Origin of the sequence: Altericroceibacterium xinjiangense, assembly GCF_003958635.1 — a bacterium.
GTDB lineage: Bacteria > Pseudomonadota > Alphaproteobacteria > Sphingomonadales > Sphingomonadaceae > Altericroceibacterium_A > Altericroceibacterium_A xinjiangense.
Genome location: NZ_RSEK01000009.1, coordinates 90,700 through 106,518, shown reverse-complemented (window position 1 = coordinate 106,518; position 15,819 = coordinate 90,700). Strand labels below are relative to the sequence as shown.

Annotated in this window: 18 protein-coding genes; 12 read left to right on the top strand and 6 right to left on the bottom strand. The window is 65.0% G+C overall.

From position 1 onward, the window contains the following. Positions 1-7: 7 nt before the first annotated feature. The 10 genes from ccoO to ELY13_RS11420 are packed head-to-tail and all read left to right on the top strand — an operon-like array spanning position 8 to position 7,934. Entirely contained in the window at positions 8-757 is a 750-nt protein-coding gene (gene ccoO, locus ELY13_RS11465; protein WP_206436046.1) for a cytochrome-c oxidase, cbb3-type subunit II, read from the top strand. Beyond that, the gene (locus tag ELY13_RS11460; protein WP_126174056.1) at positions 754-927 is read left to right on the top strand and encodes a cbb3-type cytochrome c oxidase subunit 3; all 174 of its coding nucleotides are present in this window, start codon (positions 754-756) and stop codon (positions 925-927) included. The genes ccoO and ELY13_RS11460 overlap by 4 nt, the downstream gene beginning before the upstream one ends. After that, the gene (gene ccoP, locus ELY13_RS11455; protein WP_126174055.1) at positions 917-1,852 is read left to right on the top strand and encodes a cytochrome-c oxidase, cbb3-type subunit III; all 936 of its coding nucleotides are present in this window, start codon (positions 917-919) and stop codon (positions 1,850-1,852) included. Before ELY13_RS11460 ends, ccoP begins: the two co-directional genes overlap by 11 nt. Then, positions 1,839-3,365: a cytochrome c oxidase accessory protein CcoG gene (gene ccoG, locus ELY13_RS11450; RefSeq protein WP_126174054.1), complete on the top strand. Its 1,527-nt coding sequence runs from the start codon at positions 1,839-1,841 to the stop codon at positions 3,363-3,365. Before ccoP ends, ccoG begins: the two co-directional genes overlap by 14 nt. A 38-nt stretch (positions 3,366-3,403) precedes the next feature. Then, positions 3,404-3,823 (top strand): FixH family protein, encoded by a 420-nt coding sequence (locus tag ELY13_RS11445; protein ID WP_241233668.1) that lies wholly within the window; start codon positions 3,404-3,406, stop codon positions 3,821-3,823. Further along, a complete protein-coding gene (locus tag ELY13_RS11440; protein WP_277600655.1) occupies positions 3,820-5,940 on the top strand; it encodes a heavy metal translocating P-type ATPase in 2,121 nt (706 codons plus the stop codon). The genes ELY13_RS11445 and ELY13_RS11440 overlap by 4 nt, the downstream gene beginning before the upstream one ends. Further along, positions 5,937-6,083, top strand: coding sequence for a cbb3-type cytochrome oxidase assembly protein CcoS (gene ccoS / locus ELY13_RS11435; protein ID WP_126174052.1), 147 nt, complete (start codon positions 5,937-5,939; stop codon positions 6,081-6,083). The genes ELY13_RS11440 and ccoS overlap by 4 nt, the downstream gene beginning before the upstream one ends. Next, positions 6,080-6,292, top strand: a complete 213-nt coding sequence (locus ELY13_RS11430) for a hypothetical protein (protein ID WP_126174051.1) — start codon at positions 6,080-6,082, stop codon at positions 6,290-6,292. The genes ccoS and ELY13_RS11430 overlap by 4 nt, the downstream gene beginning before the upstream one ends. A gap of 32 nt (positions 6,293-6,324) precedes the next feature. Further along, positions 6,325-7,638 (top strand): oxygen-independent coproporphyrinogen III oxidase, encoded by a 1,314-nt coding sequence (gene hemN, locus ELY13_RS11425; protein ID WP_126174050.1) that lies wholly within the window; start codon positions 6,325-6,327, stop codon positions 7,636-7,638. Positions 7,639-7,664: 26 nt separating this feature from the next. Then, positions 7,665-7,934: a hypothetical protein gene (locus ELY13_RS11420; RefSeq protein WP_126174049.1), complete on the top strand. Its 270-nt coding sequence runs from the start codon at positions 7,665-7,667 to the stop codon at positions 7,932-7,934. Between the two features lie 58 nt (positions 7,935-7,992). Here ELY13_RS11420 and dhaK read toward each other — a convergent pair whose 3' ends face one another. The 5 genes from dhaK to ELY13_RS11395 all read right to left on the bottom strand — a co-directional run bounded on the left by dhaK (position 7,993) and on the right by ELY13_RS11395 (position 12,075). Beyond that, positions 7,993-8,988 carry a dihydroxyacetone kinase subunit DhaK gene (gene dhaK / locus ELY13_RS11415; protein WP_126174048.1) on the bottom strand — a complete coding sequence of 332 codons (996 nt, stop codon included), beginning with the start codon at positions 8,986-8,988 and terminating at the stop codon, positions 7,993-7,995. A gap of 22 nt (positions 8,989-9,010) precedes the next feature. Then, complete coding sequence (gene dhaL, locus ELY13_RS11410) at positions 9,011-9,688, bottom strand: dihydroxyacetone kinase subunit DhaL (protein WP_126174047.1); 678 nt, start codon at positions 9,686-9,688, stop codon at positions 9,011-9,013. 11 nt (positions 9,689-9,699) lie between these two features. Beyond that, positions 9,700-10,422, bottom strand: a complete 723-nt coding sequence (locus tag ELY13_RS11405; RefSeq protein WP_126174046.1) for an HAD-IA family hydrolase — start codon at positions 10,420-10,422, stop codon at positions 9,700-9,702. A gap of 14 nt (positions 10,423-10,436) precedes the next feature. Next, the gene (locus tag ELY13_RS11400; RefSeq protein ID WP_126174045.1) at positions 10,437-11,315 is read right to left on the bottom strand and encodes a class II fructose-bisphosphate aldolase; all 879 of its coding nucleotides are present in this window, start codon (positions 11,313-11,315) and stop codon (positions 10,437-10,439) included. 154 nt (positions 11,316-11,469) lie between these two features. Beyond that, positions 11,470-12,075: a nucleotidyltransferase family protein gene (locus tag ELY13_RS11395; RefSeq protein WP_126174044.1), complete on the bottom strand. Its 606-nt coding sequence runs from the start codon at positions 12,073-12,075 to the stop codon at positions 11,470-11,472. 118 nt (positions 12,076-12,193) lie between these two features. Here ELY13_RS11395 and ELY13_RS11390 point away from each other — a divergent pair, with 118 nt between their 5' ends. Both ELY13_RS11390 and ELY13_RS11385 read left to right on the top strand, forming a co-directional pair. After that, positions 12,194-14,131, top strand: coding sequence for an outer membrane protein assembly factor BamB family protein (locus ELY13_RS11390; RefSeq protein WP_126174043.1), 1,938 nt, complete (start codon positions 12,194-12,196; stop codon positions 14,129-14,131). A gap of 20 nt (positions 14,132-14,151) precedes the next feature. Further along, positions 14,152-15,165 carry a VOC family protein gene (locus ELY13_RS11385; protein ID WP_126174042.1) on the top strand — a complete coding sequence of 338 codons (1,014 nt, stop codon included), beginning with the start codon at positions 14,152-14,154 and terminating at the stop codon, positions 15,163-15,165. A gap of 53 nt (positions 15,166-15,218) precedes the next feature. On the opposite strand, the gene ELY13_RS11380 is transcribed toward ELY13_RS11385, so the two are convergent. Beyond that, positions 15,219-15,626: a c-type cytochrome gene (locus tag ELY13_RS11380; RefSeq protein ID WP_126174041.1), complete on the bottom strand. Its 408-nt coding sequence runs from the start codon at positions 15,624-15,626 to the stop codon at positions 15,219-15,221. Between the last annotated feature and the right edge of the window lie 193 nt (positions 15,627-15,819).

Here is a 15,819-nt window from a genome sequence, read left to right as displayed (position 1 = left end):
AATTGCCATGAGCACCTTTACGGAAAACCACAAGAAGCTGGAGCGGAACGTCACGCTCCTCGGCATCGGCGCCTTCATCGCGGTTGCGATCGGCGGCGTGGTGGAAATCGCGCCCCTCTTCTGGATCGACAACACGATCGAGAAGGTGGAGGGGATGCGCCCCTACACCCCGCTGGAGCAAGTCGGGCGCGACATCTACGTGCGGGAAGGCTGCTATGCCTGCCACAGCCAGATGATCCGCCCATTCCGGGACGAAGTGGAACGGTACGGCCACTACAGTCTTGCCGCGGAATCGATGTACGACCACCCGTTCCAGTGGGGGTCGAAGCGCACCGGGCCGGACCTTGCCCGCGTGGGCCAGCGCTATTCCGACGAATGGCACGTCCAGCACTTGAAGGATCCCCGCTCCGTCGTCCCCGAAAGCGTAATGCCGCCCTACTCCTTCCTGGCGGATGCGGACATCGACGTGTCCCGGATCGGGGAAAAGCTGAAGGCGCTGCGTGCCGTCGGGGTGCCTTATTCGGAACGGGACATCGAGCGGGCGCTGATCGACATCAAGGCGCAGGCCAATCCCGAGGTCGATGCCGAGGACTTCGCGGAACGCTATCCGAAGGCGCAGATCCGCGACTTCGACGGCGATCCCAACCGCCTGACCGAAATGGACGCGATGGTCGCCTACATGCAGATGCTCGGCACCCTGGTCGATGTGAACAGCGTCGCCGCGCAGGAGGAACTGGCCGCGGAGAAAGGCCGGTGAGCGAGCACTCCACCTACGACATGCTGCGGCACATCGCGGACAGCTGGGGGCTGCTGGCGATGGTCATCGTGTTCCTGGTGCTGATCGCCTGGCCGTTCCGGCCGGGCGCCCACGACCACAACGACAATGCGGCCAACGTGATTTTCAAGGACGAGAACGATGGCGATTGAGCGCCCGAAGAAGCCGGCCGGTAAACGGATCGACGAGCCGACCGGCACCGAAACCGTCGGCCATGAGTGGGACGGGATCGAGGAACTCGACACCCCGATGCCGCGCTGGTGGCTGTGGACCTTCTACGCCACGATCGTCTTTTCCATCGGCTACGTCATCGCCTACCCGGCCTGGCCGATGATCCGCGAAGGCACGCACGGGGTGCTCGGCTGGACCAGTCGGGGGGAACTGGCGCGAGAGGTAGCGAGGGCCGAGGAGGAAAAGGGCCCGCTGCGCGACGCGATTTCCCCGCTTCCGATCGAAACCCTGCCCTCGCGTCCGGAACTGATGCGTGCGGCGGTGGCCGGCGGGCGGGCGGCGTTCAAGGTCAACTGCGTCCAGTGCCACGGAGCCGGAGCCGCGGGCAGCAGCGGCTACCCCAATCTGAATGACGACGAGTGGCTTTGGGGCGGAGACTTGCGGGCAATCGAGGTTACGCTGCTCAACGGCATTCGCCAGCCCGCGGACGACGCAACCCGGACCAGCCTGATGCCCGCGTTCGGCCGCGACGGCATTCTGACGCCGGCCCGGATCGATCAGGTCGCCGACCATGTGCTGAGCCTTTCCGGCAAAGCGCAGGGTGATGTGGCGGGCGCGCAGCTTTTCCTGGACAACTGCGCTGTCTGCCACGGGATGAACGGAGCTGGAAACCGGGAGTTCGGCGCGCCGAACCTTGCCGATGCCATCTGGCTTTTCGGCGGGACGAAGGAAGAAGTCGTCCAGCAGATCAGCACTCCGCGCCACGGTGTGATGCCGGCGTGGAGCCACCGTCTCGACCCGGTCACCATCAAGATGCTGGCCGCCTATGTCCACTCGCTTGGGGGAGGCGAGGACTTCGTGGAGGTCGCCGCGGACCCGGCGGTGCAAGTCGATGAACGACCTTAGCAAAGCCCGGCAGCCCCGTGCGGTGGACCGCATAGACACCCGCCCGCCCGCGCCCGCTTCCGCCACGTCGCGGGCAGCGGGAGCGCCGGGCGGCGGTCCGCAGCTGTTCGAGAAGCGCAAGGCCGTCCACCCGCAGAAGATCGACGGCCGGTTTCGCCGCTTCAAGTGGCTGATGATGCTCATCACGCTCGGCATCTACTACGCCACGCCGTGGATCCGGTGGGACCGCGGCCCCTACGCGCCTGACCAGGCGGTGCTGATCGATCTCGCCCATCGGCGGTTCTACATGTTCGGCATCGAGATCTGGCCGCACGAATTCTACTTCGTGGCCGGGCTTCTGGTGATGGCCGGCATTGGGCTGTTCCTGGTGACCAGCGCGGTCGGCCGCGCCTGGTGCGGCTATTCCTGCCCGCAGACCGTCTGGACCGACTTGTTTCAGCACGTCGACCGCTTCGTCGATGGAGACAGGAATGCGCAGATGCGGCTGGCGAAGGCGCCCTGGGGTCCGAAGAAGATCGCGAAAAGATCGCTCAAGTGGACGATCTATCTCGTGATCGCCTTCTGGACCGGCGGCGCCTGGATCATGTATTTCGCCGATGCGCCCACGCTGGTGCGCGATTTCTGGTCGGGGGAGGCCGCCGCTTCCGCCTACATCACCGTCGCGATCCTGACCGCCACGACCTTTACGCTGGGCGGCTTCATGCGGGAACAGGTGTGCATCTACATGTGCCCGTGGCCGCGCATCCAGTCGGCGATGATGGATGAGAAGTCGCTGACCGTCACCTACAAGGACTGGCGGGGCGAGCCCCGCGCCAGCCTGAAGAAATCGCAGGCGAAACCGGACTTGTTCGGTGCCTGCATCGATTGCAACCAGTGCGTGTCCGTATGCCCGACGGGCATCGATATCCGCGAAGGGCCGCAAGTCGGCTGCATTACCTGCGGCTTGTGCATCGATGCCTGCGACCGCGTGATGGACGAAGTCGGCCGTCCGCGCGGGTTGATCGACTACGCAACGCTGGAGGACTGCGACCGGGAGAAGACGGGCGCCGCGGCCCGGCCGCCGTGGAAGGCGCTGCTGCGCCCACGTACGGCGGTCTATTTCCTCGCATGGGGCGGTATTGGCTCCGGACTGCTGTTCGCGCTCGGCACCCGTTCGCATCTGGACATTTCGGTGGCTCAGGACCGCAATCCGCCCTTCATGCTGATGAGCGACGGATCGGTGCGCAATGCCTACACCATCAAGCTGCGCAACATGGAAAGCCGCCCGCGCGCGATGCGGATCGCGCTGGAAGGGCTCCCTTCCGCCACCATGTGGACCGACGAAATCGGACGCGAGGATGCCGCGCGCGCCCTCACCCGCACGATCCCCGCCGACAGGGCGCAGCCGCTGCGCGTCTACGTGATCGCCCCGCCTGAAACCCGCGAACAGGACTTTGCCTTCTCCGTCACATCACTGGACGAACAGGCAGAGGCCGACAGCAGCCAGGCGCGCTTCAATGCGCCGGAGGACTAACCATGGCCCAGCGTTCCCAACCTTTCACCGGACGGCACATGGCCGCTGTTCTGGTCACGTTTTTCGGCATCGTCATCGCGGTGAACTTCACCATGGCGCGTTTCGCCACCGCCACCTTCGGCGGGATCGTGGTCGAAAACTCCTACGTCGCGAGCCAGGAATTCAATCGCTGGCTCGATGAAGCGGAGGCCGAGCGTGCGCTTGGCTGGGACGCGCTGACCGCCTGGCGGCCGGACGGGCGGCTCGCCGTCGCCTTGTCCGGAGTTCCCGAAGGCGCCGAGGTGACCGGCGTCGCCCGCCACCCTCTGGGCCGCATGCCCGACCATGCCTTCACGTTCGTCTCCACCGGCAAGGACCAGGTCCTGTCGCGGGAAGTTCTGCCGGACGGACGCTGGCTGCTTCGCCTTGAAGTCGTCTCCGCAGGCAAGACCTGGCGGCGTGAGGAGGAACTGCGGTGAACGCGCTGACCAGCCCCCTCACCGACCAGACGGTCCGCACCGTGCTGCTGGTGCCGGGGATGCACTGCGCCGGATGCATGGGCAAGGTCGAGCGCGGCCTAGGCGCCGTCCCCGGCGTACTTGAGGCGCGGGTAAACTTGTCCGCCCGCACTGCCACCATCGGCCACTCGCCCGATCTCGATACCCGCGAGCTCGTGACGGCGCTGGAGAGTCTGGGGTTCGAAACGCAAGTCCGGCAGGACGAACTCGCGAAGCCGGTTTCCGCCGCTCGCCCGCTGCTCGCCCCTTTTGCGGTCGCCGGGTTCGCGGCGATGAACGTGATGCTGCTGTCGGTCAGCGTCTGGTCGGGGGCCGATGGTTCCACCCGGTCGCTGTTTCACTGGCTTTCCGCGCTGATCGGGGTTCCGGCGATCGCCTTTGCCGGTCAGCCGTTCTTCCGTTCGGCGTTGCAGGCCCTGCGCCGGAAACGGACGAACATGGACGTGCCGATTTCGATCGGCGTGATCGTCGCCACCGGACTCAGCCTCTACGAAACCGCGACCGGAGGGCATGACGCCTGGTTCGACGGCGCACTGATGCTGCTTACCTTCCTGCTTGCCGGGCGTGTGCTCGACGCCATGATGCGGGACCGCGCGCGGGCGGGCGTCGATGCACTGCTTAGCCAGGCGGCACAGGGCGCGACCGTGATCGGACTGGACGGCTCGCTGACCTGGCTAAAGGCCGGTGAGCTTGCCCCGGGAATGGTGATGCGCGTCGCCGCGGGGGAGCGGCTTGCGGCCGATGGGGAGATCATCGCCGGGCACAGCCGGTTCGACCAATCGCTGCTGACCGGCGAATCCGCGCCTGTAGCCATGGGTGCCGGAGACATGGCGCTCGCGGGGACGCTCAACCTCGATGCGCCGGTGGATGTGCGGGTATCCCACACTGGGCAGGATACCACCCTGGCTGAGATCGCCCGGCTGATGGAAGCGGCGAGCCAGAACCGCTCCCGCTATGTGCGGATAGCAGACCGGGCGGCGCGGCTTTACGCACCGGCAGTCCACACGCTTGCGGCCGTGACGGTGATCGGTTGGCTGCTGGCGGGGGCAAGCCTCTACCAGGCGCTGGTCATCGGCGTCGCGGTGCTGATCATCACGTGCCCCTGCGCGCTCGGCCTCGCCGTGCCGGTCGCCCAAGTGGTGGTGAGCGGCGCCCTGCTCCGCGCCGGGATCATGGTGAAGGACGGCTCCGCGCTGGAACGGCTGGCGATGATCGACCGCGCTTTGCTCGACAAGACGGGGACCCTGACGCTCGGCCGTCCGGTGCCGGACGAAGCCGCGCTGGCCGCGTTGAACCCTGACGAAGCGGGGATTGCCCTCGCCCTTGCATCCCACAGCCGCCATCCACTGTCTCGCGCGCTCGCCGATGCGCTGGCGCGGAAGGGACACCGCGCGGCCACGCTCAGCGGGGTGTCGGAGGAACCGGGAACCGGCGTGTTCGGGTGCTGGCGCGGCGTGGACGTTGCCCTGCGGCGGCCGGAAAGCGCCAACGGGATCGCAGTCGCGCTGACGATCGGCGGGCTGCCTACGCGCCTTATCTTGTATGTCGACCGCCTGCGGCAAGACGCTGGAGAAGCGCTGGCCCGCCTGCGTGCACTCAAGGTTGAGGCGACGATGCTGTCGGGCGACAATCCGGCGGCGGTGGCGGAAGTCGCCCGAACGCTGGGTCTGACCGCCCAGGCGAGCGCCACCCCCGCCGAAAAGCAGGACACGATCTTTCGCCTGCAAAAGGGCGGCCGCAAGGTGCTGATGGTGGGAGACGGGCTTAACGACGCCCCGGCGCTCGCTGCCGCCGATGCCTCGATCGCCCCCGGATCCGCGAGCGACGTAGGCATCCAGGCGGCGGACCTGGTGTTCGTGTCCGAATCGCTGCTTGCGCTCCCCCGGGCGGTTTCCGCCTCACGCGCCACGATGCGAGTCGTGCGGCAGAACTTCGGGCTTGCGATCGGATACAACCTGCTGGCCGTCCCGCTGGCGATGGCCGGGCTGGTGACGCCGCTGGTCGCCGCTGTCGCCATGTCGGTCAGTTCGCTGGTCGTGATCGCCAACTCCCTGCGACTGACGAGGGCCGCAAAATGAACGGCATCCTGTTCCTTATACCAGCCGCGCTCGGCCTGGGCCTGATTGGCCTCGCCGGGTTCTTCTGGGCCGTGCGCGATGGGCAATTCGACGATCCTGAAGGCGCAGCGAACCGTATCCTGATCGATGAGCAGGATCGATGAGCCCCGGCCTTGCCCTGATGGCCTCGGTCGCGCTGATCCCTGCGATGGCGGGTCCGTTACAGGCGCAAAGTCATGCGCTGACTCTGGCCTTGTGCGGTGGCGGTGTGATCCCGCTCGACCAGCCGGTGCCCGGCAGCGGCAATGCACCGTGCTGCGCGAAAGGCTGCCACACGAGCAGCAGCCGCAAGCGGTTTGACCGAACGCAATGATTTACCTCGCGAATCAAGCGAAGCAGCCTGTCATGTGGACCTATCACCCTGAACTGCTCGCCACACCGGTGCCGCGGTACACGAGCTTTCCCACCGCCGCGGAATTCCATTCCCGCATCGTTCCCGCCGATCTCGCCAACGCGATCGAGGCTGCCGAAGGCGACGTCTCGCTTTACCTGCATATCCCGTTCTGTGAGCGGATCTGCTGGTACTGCGGGTGTAACACCGGGGCCGCCAACCGGCACCAGCGGCTGAGCAGCTACCTCGATGCCCTGCATCGGGAAATCACATTGGTCGCGGAACGGCTTCCGGCCTCCGCACGGATCCGGCGGATCGCATTCGGCGGCGGCAGCCCGAACGCAATCGCTCCGCACGACTTTGTCCGCCTGTTCGATTCGCTGGTTCTGAACTTCGCGATCGACAACCCGACCGTCTCGATCGAGCTCGATCCCCGCACGCTATCAGGCGGGTGGGAGACGGTGATCGGCGCCGTCGGAGCGACGCACGCCAGCCTTGGCGTGCAAACCTTCTCGCAGCGCCTTCAGGAGGCGATTGGGCGCGTCCAGCCGATCGGCATGATCGAAAGCAGCGTCCAGCTGCTGCGCGAGGCGGGGATCACATCCTTGAACTTCGATCTGATGTACGGCTTGCCGGGACAGAGCGAAAATGATCTGGCGGAGACGCTCGACCGGGCAACCGCGTTCGGTGCGGATCGGATCGCCTTGTTCGGCTATGCCCACGTACCGCACCTGATACCGCGCCAGCGGCGGATCGACGCCACTGCCTTGCCCGACCAGCAGCAGCGGTTTGCCATGGCGGAACAGGGATACCGCCAGCTGGTGCAAGCAGAGTACCAGCCGATCGGCTTCGACCATTTCGCCCTGCCTCAAGACCCTCTGGCACAGGCGGCACAGACCGGACAGCTGCGCCGAAACTTCCAGGGCTTTACCGACGATCAGGCTCCGGTTCTGATTGGCCTCGGCGCATCAGCGATCAGCAAGTTTCCGGGCGTACTGGTGCAGAACGAGAAGAACTCCGGCCGCTACCGCATGCTGCTGTCCCAGGACATGCTGCCGGCTGCTCACGGGATCGAGCGCTCCGCGGACGACCAGCGCCGGGGCGAGGTGATCGAGCAGCTGCTGTGCCAGGGCCGCGCCCCGGTGAACGGCGATCTCCTGGCTCAGACAGCTGACCGGCTGGAGCCGTTCATGCGGGAAGGTTTGTGCAGAATAGAAGACGGGCAGCTTCAACTTGCCCCGTCTGCCGTGCCCTATGCGCGCAGCATCGCCGCGCAATTCGATCCTTATCGCCAGCACTCCCCGCGCCGTTTCAGCTCGGCTGTGTAGGCTCAACCGACAGGAAAACCACTCCTATGCCACTCTGGCTCTATGCCGCGCTGCTAGGCCTTTGCGCCGTTACCACATTGATCGCAGGAATCTGGCTGCTGCTCCACTTGCGCGACGTCGCACGAATGTTCCGGCGGCACGAGGAGATCACGCCGGGACCGGGCCCACGCCGCGCATCATCGGGCGCGGTGTGGGTCGCGCTGGCGTTGTTCAACGCCGGCTGGATCGGCGCCGTCGTGCTGTGGGTATTCTCGAACACCGAGCGCGCGCAGGGCGTGGTCCACGCGGCGGTCTGAAACGAGAAGGGCGGGATCACCCGATCCCGCCCTTCCGCATTTCAACTGTATGCGCGGATCAGAAGATCCGGGCCGCCACTTCCGCCGGCGCGTCGAGCATCTTTTCCAGCTCGTCGTCCAGCTTCAGCAGGGTCAGCGAGGCGCCGGCCATTTCAAGGCTGGTGCAGTATTCGCCGACATAGTTGCGGACGATGGTGTAGCCCGCTTCCTCGCAGCGCCGTGCCGCACGGTTGTACAGGACATACAGCTCGCTGATCGGCGTGCCGCCAAGGCCGTTGACCATCACAGCAACGCGGTCACCCTTGCTGAAGGGCCCGTCGCCGGAAACGGCTTCGAACATCTCGTCGAGGATCTCGTTCGCAGGCTTGGTCTTGTCGCGGCGGCGGCCCGGCTCACCATGAATGCCGACGCCGACTTCCATCTCGTCCACGGCGATGTCGAAGATCGGCGTGCCCTTGACCGGGGGAATGCACGAGCTGAGCGCCACGCCCATCGTGCGGACCTGACCGTTCACCTTCTTCGCCACTTCCAGCACTTCATCGAGGCTCTTGCCGAGGTCAGCCGCGGCGCCGCAGGCCTTGATGACGAAGAAGTTGCCGGCAACGCCCCGGCGGCCGATGGTGTAGGAGCTGTCCTTCACCGCAACGTCGTCATCGATGATGAACGACTTGACGTTGACGCCTTCAGCCTGGGCCATCTCCACGGCCATGTCCCAGTTCATCCGGTCGCCCTGATAGTTGTTGATCAGGACGAGCACGCCCGCGTCGGACGCCAGCTGCTTGATGCATTCGTAGCAGGCGTCGACCGGCGGGGCGGCGAAGACCGCGCCCTGCACCGCACCGTCGAGCATGCCCGGGCCGACGGCCATGGCGTGCGCGGGTTCGTGCCCGCTGCCCGAACCCTGAACGACCGACACCTTGCCGGCGACCGGGCGGTCCTTGCGCTTGATCAGCTGGAATTCGGGCTGGTGCTCCAGCAGGTTCGGGTTGGCGGCGGCGACGCCTGCCATCATTTCCGGCACGAAGTCGTTGGGGTTGTTGACGAACTTTCTCATTGGCTTGCCTCTCCGTTTCGCTTCAGACGCTGCGCTGCGTCAGTTCCTTGGCTTGCGGCGTACGCTCCACGCCGAATTGCTCGCACCAGTCCTGCAGGATGCAGGCAATCGCGACCATGCCCGGGTCGGGCGTGCCGGTCGCCCGCTCCCCGACGAAGGACTGGCGTCCCCGCCGCGGCTGGAGGGCCTTGGCTTCTTCCATCTTCCGTTCGGCAACCTCGGCCGCGTCCCGAAGCGCGACAGCCGGGCTGCTGCCCTTCTCCGCGTGTTCCTTCAGCTTCTCATGGATCGGGATCAGGGAGTCGAGCAGCGTCTTGTCGCCGAGATCGGCGCCGCCACGGGCCTTGATCCCTTCGATCGCCGCGCCGACCATCTGTTCAAGGTCGGCAAGGCCGATTTCCTGCTTTTCCTTGGTCAGCATCGCGGCGCGCATGAACCCGGTGCCCCAGATCGGGCCTGAGCATCCGCCAACATTCTTGGTGATGATCATGCTGATCTTCAGCAGCATGTTGCCGATCGAGCTCTTGTCGATTTCCGGCAAGTCGGCATCGATCAGGCGAAAGCCCGACGCCAGCGACGCGCCGAAATCGCCGTCCCCGGCAATGCCGTCGAGGTCGGAAAAGTACTGCTGGTTGGCCAGAACCGTGTCGGCGGTGGTCTTGATCGCCCGCTCCACGTTGCCGATGGTGATATCGCTCATGTGCTACTCCCTCAAGCGGCTTTCTTGCGCGCCGCGAGCTGTTCGAGATCTTGCAGGGTGACGGTGGCGTTCGGCTCGTCCCCCAGTTCGGGCACGACCTTTGCCGCCTCGCTGAAATCTTCGTCCTTGGTATAGGTGCTGGTGGTGATCAGGCACGGCAGCCCGGCCCCGGTCGCGGCGAGCAAGCCGTTGCGGCTGTCCTCGATCACGATGCACTCGTCCACCGGCAGGCCCAGCGACTGCTTGGCCAGTTCATAGATTTCAGGGTCGGGCTTCTTCTTCTTCACGACGTCGCCGGCGTGAACGAACTCGAACTTCGCCTTCCGCTCGCGCCCGAAAAGATCGAGCACAGCGTCGATGAACTTCGCGTTCGACGTGGTGCAGACGCCAAGCCGGACCCCCGCCGCACTCGCCTCGTCGATGATGCGGAGGATCCCCGGGCGCACCGGCAGTTCGCTGACGATGCCGGCGGTGATCGCCGTCTTGCGCTGGTGCAGCGCCGCGATCAGTTCGTCCCTCGTTTCGCTGCGTCCTTCGGGCCAGCCGTATTCATCGAAATACGCCCGCATGCGTTCCTTGCCGCCGGCGACCAGCAGCAGCTTGCCGTACAGCGGAACGTCCCATTCGGCATCGATTCCGAATTCCTCGAACGCGCGGTTGAATCCCACGCGGTGCGCGTCACGTTCCGTATCGACGAGCACGCCGTCGCAATCGAAAATGATGGCTTTCAGCATTCTTCGCGTCCCCCTCAGGCAGCCTTGGAAAGGTAGGCCGGGGCGCGGTTCTCGCCGCCGAACTTGGCGATGAAGCTGCTGAAGAGCAGCTTGCAGGCCTGATACTGGGCGTCGATCACACGCAGCGGTTCGAAGTCCTTCGGGTTTTCCATGTGGTACTTCACGAAGCTTTCAACGAACACGTGTTTGAGGTTCGTGGAGATGTTGATTTTCGCTGCCCCGCGCTCGATTGCCTTGCGGAACACTTCGTCCGACAGCCCGGTGCCGCCGTGCAGCGCCATCGGGGTCTTCGTCAGCTTGTTGATCGCCTCGATCCGGTCGAAATCGACCTTGGGGTCACCGTGGTAGAAGCCGTGCGCCGTGCCGACCGCGCAAGCGAACGCCGACAGGTCCAGCGCGTCGCAGAACTTCTGCGCATCCTCAGGATCGGTCAGGACCGATTCCTCTTCAGCCACGACCATGTCGTCCTCGACGCCCATGATCTGGCCCAGTTCGGCTTCCATGCCGACGCCGTACTTGTCGGCGATGTCGCGCACGCGCTTCGACATTTCGAGGTTCTCTTCGAAAGGAAGCTCGGACGCGTCGATCATGATCGAGGTCCAGCCCGCCTTGGCGCAAGCCTCGATCATCTCGAGATCCTTGCAGTGATCGAGATGGAGCACGACCGGCACCGGCGAATCCTCAGCCGCGGTACGAACCCAGCTGACGATTTCCTTGTGGCTGTAGAACTTGATGGTCTTGGCGCTGGTCTGGCAGATCACCGGCGCGTTCAGTTCCTCGGCCGCCTTCACCATGGCCTTGGTGGAACCGTAGTCCACGAGGTTGAACGCAGCGACAGCGTATCCGTTTTCCATCGCATCGCGCAGCAGCGGCTTCATGTTCACCAGGGGCATCGTGATAATCCTCCAGAATATTGGCGCGTCACGCGCGCTCTCGAATCGCCGTCGGGGGGCCTTATAGGTTGACTTTGCCCTGAATGTCTCGCCCCGAAGCGGAACCGTTTCCCCATGCTCCCAATCGGCAGATTTGGGAAGCCTGTCTCGTTGTTCAGGTTGCCAAACCCGACATTTTTCCGCTCCGGGCCGTGATTGCAGCTTCTGCCCGGACAAGATCAACCGGACGGTCGATGTCGATCAGCATCGGATCGGGTGCATCCAGGAGGACAAGCGCAGGATCGGCGGCGAGGACCGGCGCTGCCCCTCGCTCACCATCCAGGATCGCAAGCTCCGGGAACAGGCGACGCGGGATAAGCGCGGGAACCCCCGGGCCGCCGCCGGGGTACCGCGTTGCGGCGGGCGCCGGGCTTTCCGATACCTTCCGCAGGAACTCCGGGTCCAGCAGCGGCATATCAGCCAGCAGGACCAGCATGCCTTCGGCCCTGTTTGCGATGGCCGCGCGCGCGGCGAGCGAGAGAGAACTGCCAAGTCCCGCTTCCGGCGCCGGGTTGACGATCCGCTGCCATTCGGGATGTGCCACAAGGAACTGCGGGGCATCCGGACCGGTGACCGCCATTCCCGCAGGCAAGCCCGACTGCGCGACGGCGTCGATCACCCATTCTCCGACCCTGCGGCCGCCGCACATGGCGTCGAGCTTCCCTCCGCCGAACCGCCGGGCCTGGCCGGCAGCCAGCATTATGGTCAGGAGTGGTGCCATCGATTACCCTGTGTATTCGCCACGCAACTATTCACACATGAACTAATTGCCCCTTGACCCTTCTCTTGCTACGCATCGGGAAAGGGCGGCCAAGCCCTTACCACGTTGGAGGGGTTGAATGAGAGTCCGCATCGCCCTGACGCTTGGCGCCGCGATGATCGTTTCGGCGGCGCAGGCGCAGGATCCGATCGATCCGGCCGACTGGCCGCGTTATGCGCGGGACTTGTCCGGCACCCGCTATTCTCCGCTGACTGACATCACCCCGCAGAACGTCGACCAGCTGGAACAAGCCTGGTCGTTCCAGCTGCGGCCGGAAGGCGGTGCGGCGCTTCTGGGTGGCACGGTACCGATCGTGATCGCCGGGACGATGTACCTTCCGCTGGGCAACGCCGTCGTCGCGCTGGAAGCGCACAGCGGCAAGGAGATCTGGCGCCACCCGGTGACCGAAGGAGTCGTGCGGCGCGGCGTCTCCTGGTGGCCGGGCGACGAAGCCCATCCCCCGCGCATCTTCTACAACAACGGTTCCGTGCTGGTGGCGCTCGATTCCGCTACCGGCCAGCCAGTTGAGAGCTTCGGTGACAACGGCGCGCTGAAGTACGGCGGGACGCCCTACAACTATCCGCCGACCGTCTACCGCAACACACTGGTGATCGGGGCGAACACGCAGGAAATGCCGATCGGCGAGCCGGGCAACTCGCGCGCGTTCGACGCCGTCACCGGCAAGAAGCTGTGGGAGTTCAGCACCGTCCCGCAACCTGGCGAAACAGGGCACGAGACCTGGCTCGATGACGGGTGGAAGGGCCGGTCCGGCAACAACATGTGGATCTGGTACACCACGGCCGATCCGGAAACGAATACGCTCTACATGCCGATCGGCGGTCCCTCGCCGAACTATTACGGCGGTGACCGTCCCGGCGCGAACCTGTTTGGTAATTCGCTGGTGGCGGTGGACGCCGATACCGGCAAGCTGAAGTGGTACTTCCAGACGATCCACCACGATCTGTGGGATTGGGACCTGCCGCCCCCGCCTGTGCTGGTAGACATTCAGAAAGACGGCAAGACCATCCCCGCCTTGTCGCAGACCGGCAAGAACGGGCTGATGTACATTCTCAATCGCGAAACGGGAGAGCCGGTGTTCGGGGTCGAGGAACGCCCGGTGGCTGCCGCCGACGTTCCGGGGGAATGGTATTCGCCCACCCAGCCGTTCCCGGTGAAGCCGGAGCAGCTCTCCCGCGGGGTGTGGAACCGGGACGATGTTGTCAGCGCAAGCGACACCACGCCCGAACACGCGCAAGCCTGCCGCGATCTGCTCGCCTCCTATGGCGGCACGTTCTACAATGCCGGCTCGTTCACTCCGTTCTTCCTTCATGAGGAAGGCGACAAGCCGTTCGCGTCCATCAACATGCCGCACAACGGCGGATCGAACTGGGGCGGCAGCGCGGCCGACCCAGCGAAGGGCCTGGTGTTCGTCAACACCAGCGAAGGCGGTAGCATCGGCTGGATCGAGAAACGCGATCCGAAAGGGGACTACGGGCGCGGCACCACCAATTCCAACCAGTTGTACGATCGGGGCAGCCTGCAAGGACCGGGAGCCTATTCCTCCTTCAGCGCCAGCTACACCGAAAAGGATGGCCGCAAGGTCACCCTTCCCTGCATCAAGCCGCCATGGGGACGCCTGATCGCGGTAGATGCCAACACCGGGGAAATCGCCTGGGCTAGCACTCTGGGGATCACTCCGGAACTGCCGGAAGGCAAGCAGAAGACCGGCGCGCTCAACACCTTTGGCGGGCCGATGGTGACGGCTGGCGGGCTGGTCTTCATCGGGGCGACGGGGGACCAGCGGTTTCGCGCCTTCGATGCGGCGACAGGCAAGGAAGTCTGGACGAAAACGCTCGACAACAGCCCGCAGACGGTCCCGATCAGCTACCGCGGGAAGGATGGGCGGCAGTACATCGCGGTCGTTGCCGCCGGGTCCGGTTTCGGTCCTCCACGAAGGGGACCGGATGGCCGACCGATTCATGATGAGGCACTGATCGCCTTCGCACTGCCTGACTAACACCAACGGGAGAGATTATCATGCCGCGGACAGTACCCATCGGGCTCGGCATGGTCACGGCCGCCCTTGCAGGCTGCGCTGGGCCGGAGACCCCGGTCAGTTCCGCCGAAGGCGTCGTGCGGACGCCGGAGGGGGCGATAATGCAGGTCGACCACGATCTTGCATACAAGCCCGGCGAGCTGTCCCGGGAACAACTGACAAGCTCCACCCGCAGCCTCTTCACGCAAGATGCGGCCAATGTCTTCCGCCGGTTCCCGCGGGACAGGACCGAACCGATGGTGAAGTTCTACACCGAAGCGCTGGCGCTGCGGTCCCTAAGCCCGATCCAGCTGACTTCATCGCAGCAGATGCTTTTGACGGGGGTCGGCAAAGGTCAGATCAAGCTGTCCGCGGGGCAGCAGGGCAATCGCAAATACGATTTATCGGGCGGCGTGAAGAGCGGCACGGGTATTCGCTACTTCATGCTCAGCTATCCGGATCGGCAGACAGTGATCGACCGCTTCGCCGCGGCAGGCTTTCCTGCGCCGCGGTTCGTCGATCAGGGCGATGGAACCCAGGCTGCGCTGGTGACCGACCCGGGTGGTTTTCCGCTCCAGATCGTGATCCGGCCCGGCGCGAAGGACCATTCGGATGATGGGGTCGGGGTCGGGATCAACGCGTCCGACCTTGAGGAAAGCCGCGCCTTCTACCGCGAATTCGTGGGACTGGACGAACTTCCGCCCGTCACGGACCGGCTGCTGGGGATCACCAAGCATCCTTACCGGCACGGCGAAACGACGCTTTATCTCTACCACACCGGTGACACGCTGCCGGCGGATAACGGCAGCGCCGGGATCCAGTATGTCGTCAGCGACTCGCCGCTTGTGGATGCCAAGGCAAAGGCGCGGAACATTCCCGTGGAGACTCCGCTGAACAAACTTGGCGGGTTTGACCTGGTGACCGTCTGGCTGAACGATCCCGACGGGGTGACGAACTATTACGCCCAGGTCGGCCCGAACAGCCGCACGGCGCAAACCGCGCAGAACCAGCGCTAGACACGAAAAAGGGGCACGCCGGCGGCGCGCCCCTTCCTGTTGTCCGATAGGGATTACTTGTGCGCGGCGACGATGTAGTCGGCCAGCGCGGCAATCTCTTCTTCGCTCAGCTGCCCGCCGAAGCCGGGCATTGCGCCGGCACCGTTGGTGACGCGATCGATCACGAGATCGCGAGTGAGCGCGCTGTTGCCGTCGAGAGCCGGACCGACATGGCCTTGTGCGCCGGCATCCTCGAGGACGTGGCAGGCGTTGCACGACCAATCCTGGAACAGCTGGCGACCCGCTTCCATGTCGACTTCACCCGCGGGAGCTTCAGCCTTTGCCTGCTCAAGCTCAGGAGCCTGCGCCTGGGCAGCGAACTGGCTGAGCGGAACCGCTGACAAGGCGAGGCCAAGCGCCGCGATCCCGACCTTGGACATCTTGCCCGCGAAAACCTTCGAACCCTTGTTGCGCAAATCCATGTATCCACCCGTTTCCTGCGTTGCTGGTGCTCTTGTGCCCAGCGCCTAAACTGTCAACCCGCCTCGTTGACTTTTTCCGATCCGCCGTCTGGCGGCAAGCGGAACAAAGCCCGGTACGAAATGCACTTTGGGACAAACTCAATTTACGAGGGCTGAACGCACCGGCAACGCTCCAAAAATTGCGAGCAGCCGT